Raw genomic sequence first — 2,513 nt, 5'->3', positions numbered from 1 at the left:
TATGAAATACATTAAAGATAGAGTTTCCAAATCTATACCTCCTAAATAATATAAATCATATTTCTCATAACTATTTTATATTATACCATATTTTACATATTTTTATAATTATTTTATTTCATCCTACTTAAAATTTCCTCTACCGAAACACACTCTGCATATCTACCATTCTAAATAAAGTCATTATAATACTTATAGATTTCTTCTCCTGTCATAAATTTATAATTAACTGTAGTATTGGCATATGCTGGGACTATAATTCTAAATCCATGCTCAAATCCGCATTTAATAGTTGAATCTATGCAATAATCTGAAGGTAAAATAGTAAATTCCTTTTCCTTCTTATTTATAAACTTAAAAATATTATTCTTACCCATTATTGGTACAATTATTTATTATTGTAATATCCTATCTCCTTTATACCAACATAGTTACTTGTCCATCCTATTTTCTTACCAATAATTTCATCTATTTCTTCACCTGTTGCTACTCGTTTAGGCAAATATATTCCCATTCCTTTAATTTTAACCTTCATTCTGTTTCCTCCTTATAGAAATGATATTCTCTTCAAAACTCTCACTATCTTTTGAGGTCTTTCTTTTTATAATTTTAACATAAAAGTAATTTAATACCTATAAATTTGAATAATAGCCATACTGTAATTCATATCTTCAAAATACTCTACCTTTCAAAATCATATGTACTCGTATTTAATCAGTATGTTTTTTTTATTTTCCGTTAATATATAATAATATGTCTTTATTGCATATTCATGCATCTTACTTAAATAAGAGATTAACTATTTCTTGAAATAACATTAAAACTTCCTATAAAGTTGATAAGGTCAACTTTATAGGAAGTTTTTAAATCAATAATTCCTTTCATATTAGACTAATTTCCCATTATAATTTTTTCTAGCTCTTCTTTACTTAAATTTATATTACTTACTAATGGAGATTTAAATTTTTCATACTTCTTATCATATACAGATATTTTCCCTAGTATATCTCCTTGATTTACATAATTATTATTAAATACTTCAACCTTGGCTACATCTGTCTCTTTGTATCCATAGGTTACATCTTCTTCATCTATTATATCTCCAAGACCTGCTAATTTTTCTTCTTTTAGAATTTCCTTGTTGCTTTTTGTGATAAATTCATTATTTGCAGTAACATATTTATATATATTTTCTGTTACATTCCATCTATCCACACAATTTAAAACTACAATAATAATATTTCTACCATTATGATTTACTGATGATACTAAACACTTTCCTGCTCCACCAGTATATCCTGTTTTAACTCCATTAGCTTCTGGTATCCTATGTAGAATCTTATTTATATTACTATAATCTCTTGTAAAATTATATTTATCCTTGCTTATAGTTTTTTCGCCAACACATTCTCTAAACTCAGGATACTCCATAGCTTTTGAAGTCAATATAGCTAAATCATAGGCTGAAGAATAATGTTTTGCACTATCAAGTCCATGAGGTGACTCAAAGTGTGAATCTAATATTCCAAGGGATTTAGCAAAATCATTCATTATATTAGAAAAACCTTCAATCGATCCTCCTATATCCTCAGCAATTGCTATAGCTGCATCATTACCTGATCTAAACATTAGTCCAAATAATAGTTCCCTCATTGTAACTTCTTCTCCTGATCTAAATCCTACTGTTGAACCCCTAATAGATGCTGCATTTTTACTGATGGTTACTTTTCTATCTAAGTTTCCGTAATTTATTGCTATTAAGCAAGTTAATATCTTTGTTGTACTTGCCATAGGAACTATTTCATATCCATTTTGATCCCATAACACTTCTTTAGTTTTTGCATCTAATGCTATAGCATTTCTAGCAGATACCCTTAAAGGTTTGTTAGGATTTATATCTTCTAATGAAATATCACTTACATCTTCCACTATATCTAATGTTTCAAAATCAGAATCTATATCATCTTCAATAAATGCATTAGCTGTATTAACATTTAAATTTATTGTCAATAATACTACTAAAAAGACTATTGATAATTTTTTGTTTATTTTCATAATATCACCCTCTAATATAACCATCTATGAGTAGTTTGTTCCAAAAAAATTTTTTTAAACATTTTTTTGCTTTAAAAAATGCAAGAACACTTTATGATTTAAAGAAAGGATTTTATATGATATTTCTATTTATTTTATCACTTATAATATTATTAATTATTTTTCCAATACCAATAAAAATAGAAGTTAATTTTATTGATAATATCTTTTTCTTTAAATTTTTCAATAAACTTATTTTCACTTCAAAGGATGGAATTCAAATTAAATTTCTAAAAAAAATAATTGAAGATAAAAATAATAAGAAGCATAAAAAATACTCTTACAAAAAAGAAAATTCCTCTAAAAAAAAGAAAGTTAAGTTTAAGAAGAAAAAGAGAAAAATAGTTTTTATAAGACTATATAAGTATCTAAGAAATAATAAATTTAAACCTTTAATTAAAATTAAAGGTTACTTAGAT

At 25.1% G+C, this 2,513-nt stretch carries 2 protein-coding genes and 2 pseudogenes; 1 reads left to right on the top strand and 3 read right to left on the bottom strand.

Features of this window, described 5'->3' with window-relative positions; translation table 11 throughout:
• Positions 1 to 170: 170 nt before the first annotated feature.
• The 3 genes and pseudogenes from E6248_RS15335 to E6248_RS15325 all read right to left on the bottom strand — a co-directional run.
• Positions 171 to 350, bottom strand: a pseudogene (locus E6248_RS15335) (cysteine hydrolase); the annotation flags it as partial.
• 38 nt (positions 351 to 388) lie between these two features.
• The gene (locus tag E6248_RS15330; RefSeq protein ID WP_316341637.1) at positions 389 to 535 is read right to left on the bottom strand and encodes a hypothetical protein; all 147 of its coding nucleotides are present in this window, start codon (positions 533 to 535) and stop codon (positions 389 to 391) included.
• Between the two features lie 593 nt (positions 536 to 1,128).
• Positions 1,129 to 2,049: pseudogene (locus E6248_RS15325) on the bottom strand (D-alanyl-D-alanine carboxypeptidase family protein); the annotation flags it as partial.
• 122 nt (positions 2,050 to 2,171) lie between these two features.
• Between E6248_RS15325 and E6248_RS15320 the strand changes: the two are divergent.
• A partial coding sequence (locus E6248_RS15320; RefSeq protein WP_396335162.1) for a hypothetical protein occupies positions 2,172 to 2,513 on the top strand: 342 nt, incomplete at its 3' end.

Source organism: Clostridium sp. (genome assembly GCF_032552055.1).
GTDB lineage: Bacteria > Bacillota > Clostridia > Clostridiales > Clostridiaceae > Clostridium.
This window is presented reverse-complemented; position numbering and strand designations above follow the sequence as displayed.

What these genes read in the sequence shown, in the direction of transcription:
- E6248_RS15330 (WP_316341637.1), bottom strand. Translation starts at nt 535, where the DNA reads ATGAAGGTTAAAATTAAAGGAATGGGAATATATTTGCCTAAACGAGTA.